The sequence below is a fragment of the Aquisalimonas sp. genome, assembly GCF_007120195.1.
Classification (GTDB): Bacteria; Pseudomonadota; Gammaproteobacteria; order Nitrococcales; family Aquisalimonadaceae; genus Aquisalimonas.
Map to the genome: position 1 here is coordinate 1 of NZ_SKOG01000191.1, position 6478 is coordinate 6478.

Annotated in this window: 3 protein-coding genes and 1 pseudogene; 3 read left to right on the plus strand and 1 reads right to left on the minus strand. The window is 61.4% G+C overall.

Annotated features, from left to right (window positions below; all coding sequences use genetic code 11):
- Positions 1 to 4556, minus strand: a pseudogene (locus QZT63_RS13700) (hypothetical protein); the annotation flags it as partial.
- Between the two features lie 1127 nt (positions 4557 to 5683).
- On the opposite strand from QZT63_RS13700, the gene QZT63_RS13705 reads away from it, so the two are divergent.
- From QZT63_RS13705 to pilV, 3 genes are all read left to right on the plus strand, one after another.
- Positions 5684 to 5803, plus strand: coding sequence for a prepilin-type N-terminal cleavage/methylation domain-containing protein (locus QZT63_RS13705; RefSeq protein WP_290652054.1), 120 nt, complete (start codon positions 5684 to 5686; stop codon positions 5801 to 5803).
- Between the two features lie 15 nt (positions 5804 to 5818).
- Complete coding sequence (locus QZT63_RS13710; RefSeq protein ID WP_290652056.1) at positions 5819 to 6178, plus strand: GspH/FimT family protein; 360 nt, start codon at positions 5819 to 5821, stop codon at positions 6176 to 6178.
- Between the two features lie 5 nt (positions 6179 to 6183).
- Positions 6184 to 6478, plus strand: a 295-nt coding sequence (gene pilV, locus QZT63_RS13715; protein WP_290652055.1) for a type IV pilus modification protein PilV, incomplete at its 3' end; no start/stop codon positions are given.

The window sequence follows — 6478 nt, forward strand, 5'->3', positions numbered from 1 at the left end:
AGGGCGACGGGTGAGGAGCGTGCCTCTGTCGTGCCGTCACCAAGTTGCCCGCGATGGTTGCGGCCCCAGGCCCAAATCCTGCCTTGGTCATCCAGAACGAAGCTATGATGCTCACCGGCGTGAACTCCGACTGGCCGCGCTCCTTCCAGTGATTCCGGGTCGATTAATACCGGAGCATTCCGTTGCGTGGTCGTGCCGTCACCGAGCTGACCGTATTCGTTGCTCCCCCACGCCCAGAGACGGCCGTCACTGGCCAGGGCAAGGCTGTGGGCTTCGCCCGCAGCAAGCGCCACGACGACGATCTCATCCGATAAAGCAACCTCAACCGGGCGCTCTTGCTGCGCGCCGGAACCGTCGCCAAGCTGGCCCTGATCATTCCTGCCCCAGGCCCGGACTCGGCCGTCCCCACCCAGGGCGATACTGTGCTCCCGACCCGCCTCTACAGCGGAAAACTCAGGGGCATCCAAGTCATCAACTGCCGCCGGCACCGGCTCGTGACGATGGAGGGTGCTGCCGTCGCCGAGTTGTCCATGGACGTTATTCCCCGAGGCAAAAGGCGTATCCCACGCATCCACAATGAGGGCATGGGAGGCGCCCAACGCCGTTCGATCTTCATTGCTATCGACGCACAGTAGGGCCATCTCTCCCATCAACTGTCCGGCGTTCCCGGAGAGCGGATCCACGGACCAGAGCTGCAATGCGCCGGCAACCGGAAGGCCGGAGAGGGCTGCCCCTTGCCATCGTTCATCGGATTCACCGCAGAACACTTTCACGGCATCGCTGATACCATTGCTTCCCGTACGGCTACCTGCACCGTTTGAGACCAATCGCGCCGTTCCGGCTGCGGGCGGGCGCAGGCTCACGATGTAGTCGCCAGACCCCTTCACCAGCTCAACCTGGAACTCCTGAATGTACGCCGGTGCGCCGGGAGCATTCTCAGGCAGGACGTCGCGCCTCTTAGGTTTCAGTGTATACAGGGGAACTTCGGTGCCCGGATTGATGACTCGATCGGCCATGTAGTTCAGGTCGTCAGTCGCGGCATAGTGCTGCTGAACCAATTCCGGCGACCCTGTGAGCCCGACGTCATGCATGCAGGCCTCCCGATACCACCCGCGAAGCTGGGCGCAGGCCACTTTGGCTAAGGCCCGCTGATCCGAATCGAGCACCACCGCCGCCGGCGGGAACTGGGGCTCGATGCACCCGTTGCGGAACAGGCATTCGTGGGGCCGTGCCAGCCAGTCCCCACCAAACAGTGAGTACAATGCCGTCCAGCTCATCGGCGTCGCGCCGCCAAGGTTCTCACCGTTGCGCCGGATGAAATCCGTGCGCGGGTCGCCGTCGTTGTTGCCGAGCAAGCCCCGCTCCATCCCGGCATAGGTATCCGGGCGGGTTATCTCGATCTCGATCATGGGTGGGGTGTTTGCGTAGTCGCCGGCCTCCGCCTCGTCATAGGCAATACCCTGGACGTGCACACCGTAACCTCCACCGGGGCCATCGAATGGCCAAGTCACGGTAACTCCGATGGGATCCAGGTAGCGTCCCTGGAATCGGCCCATGAACTGATCGATGAACAATCGGCCACCGTCAGGCAGCCTGATCTGCCGAGTTTCGCGGACAGGGTGCCATTCGTGCGGGGGATATAGCTTCTCCCCATTGACCCATATGGACAGCGAGTGCCAATGGAGCCCCACCGCCTCCTCTCTGCGCGTGTGGATCTCGACGACATCAGCACCGACGCGCAGCGCGACTGCCTGCGGCCAAGAGACGTCATAACCAGGCAAGAAGCGCCCCTGCACCTCCAACCCGTCGACCCCTGGGACGGTCATGAGAATGTAATCGCCGGATGCGTAGTAATCGTAGCCCAGCCCATCGGCGGTAATCAGGTGCGGTGATGCCCAGATACGGTCGCAATCGCGCTCGTTGCGGTTGCAACGGCAGTTGAGGAGGTTCTCGCTTTCGTCCATGTTACCTGCATCAACCACGGCCGTAATGGTCCCCTGAGTAACCCCTCTGGAATTACAACGGCCCGAGGCGTTGAACGATTGTGACTCCCCGGGATGCAAGGTGACACTCTGTGGCCCCGGTGAGAGGGGGTTGCCGCTGAGGCTCGCGTCAAGCGGTTGCGATGGCTGACCGCCTCCACTTTCACCCAGGGTTACCCGTCCGCTGGTTTCTACAGTTTCCCCGACATAGCCCATTGCCATGAGCGGATCCACGGAGATGTCTCCTCCGCAAAAACCCGCCGGTTCAGTCTCGCCGCAAAAGCGGGGATGAATGCAGGCAACGACCGGGGCGCTGATCTCTCCACCGTTATCCTGGCATTCCTGTACGTCGTACGTGACGTTGTGCTCCGGATTTTCGAAAATGGAACTCTCTGCGTCTCCCGGACCCATAACCCCCGAGACGCCAGCTTCAAACAGGGCATTGAGCACTGGATTACTGGCGCTCAAGCCCTCCACAAAGGCGATACCGGTGCCGGAATCATTGATAGCATTAAAGCCGAACTCCGCTGGGAATGCCTTATCGCCCAGTTTGACATCGAACTCGAAACTTGGATCACCATCTAGGCCGAGAACGCCTGTAAGAACCTGCAAGTGCGGGCTGGGCTTGAACTGCGCGAAAGCCTCGCTGCTAATTGAACCCCCGGACGTGCCAAAACCCTGGTATACGCCAGCGGAGTTCATGCCTGTTACCGCGAATCCCGCACCCAGGCCAGCTTTCGCATCAAGATCCAGCACGGGGGCCGGAATACCGACCAATGCCAACACTCGCCCCAGCAGGCCATCCACGTCGGTGAGCTGAAGCGTATGGCGAATACCTGCTGTTGCCTCAGCAAACCCCTTAACGGTAACCGGTTCTCCCAACAGGCCGACGAAACCGTAGCCGCCGCGGTCAAATATTCCAAGCTCAAGTACGCTGCCTTGCTGATGGCTATACCCTGCCTTCATTTCAAGACTGTCCGGCGCATCAGCCTGAAGTTCGAGGCTAACGCTGCCAAACGGGGTGGTCCGGACATCACCTCCCAGGAGCTGCCGAAGGATGATGCCTGCCACTCCCCCAGCTGGCGAGAAACGGCGAACTCCCTGATTTCCATCGCGCCCTGGCGCCGCTGTCCACTTGCACCGGCCTTGCCCGCCGACAGAAGCCGTAACAAACATCCCCGCGTCCGCTGGGGCCAACGCGAATTCGGTGGAGAACACCAAGCTGGATTTCGCTGCAGGATCGCAGCTCCGTTCCCACAAGCCACTCCGGTTCGGGCTTGTCGACAGCGCCTGGACACGCTGACTCTTCGCCATTTCGGCTTGGGTCGGTTCCGCCCAGTCCGTGAACGCCAACGGCTCTGTTGCCAGTGCGTCGGCGCTGATCGCGGCACGATCCTCGGGACCGACGTGACTGGGATCGCCACGATATTGCGCGTCGTAATCCGGGATCGGATTCCCTTCCCGGTAAACGACGAACTCCGGGAACACGCCCTGTTCGGTCATGAAGCCATGGGAGGTGTCAGCAACATCGTAAACGGATAACCATTCAGGACTCAGCAGAACCAGCTGCTGGTAATCACGGTTGACCAACCCAACAATTCGGCCGCCATAGGCGTACTCGCCCCAGCGGTAGTCCACCAGCTCACCCGGGCTAAACTCCGTCCCCCACACCACAAGCGGGAGCACAAACCGGTGGTCTTCCAACTCTTGCCCTACCTTGGCGGCGACGTCTGATCGCGAGAACAGGGAATCGTCATGAAACGGCTCTGCCGCATCTCGGGGGAACAAGACGTCGTCCTGGCCAAGGGCATTGACACCGCTTCTCACGGGCCAGACTTCCAGCGACAGCGCGGTCGACCAACGCTCAGCGAGAGCCAATTGCCCCGGGTCGGCAAGATCAGGCCTGATACCCACAACCATCCGGCCACGCGCAAGGTCAGCAGGAACGCTCACTTCCAGTTGGCCGCTGCTGAGATCCCATCGCGCGTAATCCGCGCTGTACTCGCGGGGGACGTACTCGAACTCGTGATCATCGCGCTGCACTCGCACTACCAGCTGCAAACGGTCTGGGTCCGCCGGGCCGATCGCCTCGCCCTCGGAGTCAAGCTTGGTGACGGTTACGGCGTACCGTTCACCGGGGGCGACCACGAGCACTTCGCGGTCCACATGGGTGGAAAACCATTCCGGGTCTGGATCTTCAGCAGCCATGGCCAGCGCATGTGCACGGTCCATGCGACGCTTTCTGCCCTGATCCATCCGGCTCTGGGCCAATGCAGACTCGGCGAAATCCTCATCTGTAACAACGTCAGAATCGGCTTCCAAGAGTTCCCGCGCCGCCTGCAGGTAGGCGCCGGGTTCTTTCAAGGGAATGTCGTCGCCCTCTTCCGAGTCCGCATGGTTGCCCTCGCCCCGGGATTCACCCACATCGTCTCCAAGGACGAATTCCGTGCCACCGCCGTCGCCACAGGCGGCCACCAAAAAAGCGGTCAGGGCCAACGCCACGGTGAAGCGCACTCCGTGCCAGACCCGGGAGAAATGCTGTCGGGTGATCGCCGATTCGAGAATGTTGCGCATCCTGCGCTCCTTTAGTCCTTTACCCGTGTGCTTCAATGCTCTCGTCGCGCGTTTGCCTCAGCGCGATTCGAAGGACGCCTTCACCGGCCTAGCCGAGGGAACTCTGCGGACTCTCCGCCCAACGCCGGCGAGTCTTTCGTGAACGTTTGATGACACCCCACGCAGCTTTGTGAAATCCGTTTCGGAACCGAAGGCTCCCAGTTCCTGCGCGCCTCGGTGAGCGCATCAACTAGATCCTGCCGATGATCACGAAATGCAGCACGATAATCGTCCTCCCAGATCCGCGGGGAGGCACGGGAGGTCGCACTGTCGCCTGCGCTGACGTAGCCATTCAGCTTGCCAGCCGCGAGCATGGACAGCGCCCGCAGGGAGTGATGGATTTCGCCGAGCGAGGACTCTCCCGTCAAGTTTTGCAGATGGTACGCCATCGCCCGACACACCCCCTGGCGCTTTTTTACCGCCATACGCATCGAAAAATCCCCTCCCTCCGCCCGCCCGGCTGCCGCCACGGAGATCCCCGGAGGCCCCGACTGAGTGACATCCTGCAGGAGTGTCGCCAGGCAAAGGACCGCAAAAGCATATGCCAGCTGTCGCGCTGCCTTGCGGGCACACGGACTCGAACCTGATTCCATGGCAGTTCTCTCGCTGATGGGCAGCGGGGGCTCCGCACGCCCTGAAATTACCAAGAATCCTCGTCACCCTTCAGCACAAGGCGAGCTTCGGAGACACTAGGCTCGACGTCGTCTGTGCGCAACGGTTAGATCCTGTGTCGCAGGGAAGGCTATCCGGGAAGAGATTCCTGCAGTCTCATGCCCAGGCATGAGATGCGGCATGTGCGGCTCCAAGGCGAGCGCGCCCTGCCCGCCAAGGCTCGTTGTCGACCGCCATATGCATGCGCCGCTGCTTCCCTGCTGCACTCGCACTCCTCATCCGATTTGAGGTCTCGGCTGCTAGGCCGAACCGCTGACTGGTGCAATTTCTTTTGAAACTAGCACAACGGTTCAACAGTGCTCAATCTTAAGTGGACCCCTCAAGGCGCTTGCAGGCATGACCTCTCATCTGCTCGTGACCGCAGTTCGTCGCCGCCTGGGTAGGCAACGGATGCGGCTGTGCGTATAGGTACAGGCATGCGCAAGTTAAACGGTTTTACGCTCATCGAACTCATGGTCACCGTCGTAGTGGCGGCCATACTGCTGACAGTCGGGGTGCCCAGTTTCCAGTACCTGCTCCAGAACAGTCGGCTGTAGACCCAGACCAATGAACTGGTCACGGGCCTCGCTACGGCCCGCAGCGAGGCGACTCGCGGCAACCGCGACGTCACCCTGGAGCCCATCAGCGACGGATGGACCGATGGCTTTCATGTGGTAGCGGAGGACGACGACGGCAGCGACGACGTGATCCGCATCTTCGATGCGTTCGGTGACCGCGTCCGCATCGACAACGGCAGCGGCAACGCCCCCGTCAACCGCATCACCTTCCGCGTGGGCGGCTCCCGGGGTGCTGGGAGCGGCCGTATCTCGCTGGCACTGGAACCGGCGGATGACTGCCTTTGCGACATGCGGCGCGAAATCACCATCACCGCGGGCGGCGCGACCCGATCCGAGCGAATGGAGTGCAGGTAACCCATATGACACGTTCAGGCGGCAGATCAACAGGAAAGACCGGGCTTCCGCGCCAGCAGGGCTACAGCCTGCTGGAAATTCTAATCGCCGTCTTGGTGCTCTCGATCGGGCTTCTGGGATTGGCGGGGCTGCAGACAACCAGCCTGCAAAGCAACCAGTCCGCCGCACAGGTCTCCCAGGCCACATTCCTTGCCCAGGATATGTTCGACCGCATGCGGGCGAATTCTGAAGAAGCCAGGAACGGGAATTACAACCTCGATTTCGGTGACTCCAGCGACGACTACGAAGGGAGCTCCCTGG

Excerpts from the sequence above, each read along its gene's own strand:
- QZT63_RS13705 (WP_290652054.1), top strand. The coding sequence starts at position 5,684 with ATGCGCAAGTTAAACGGTTTTACGCTCATCGAACTCATGGTCACCGTC.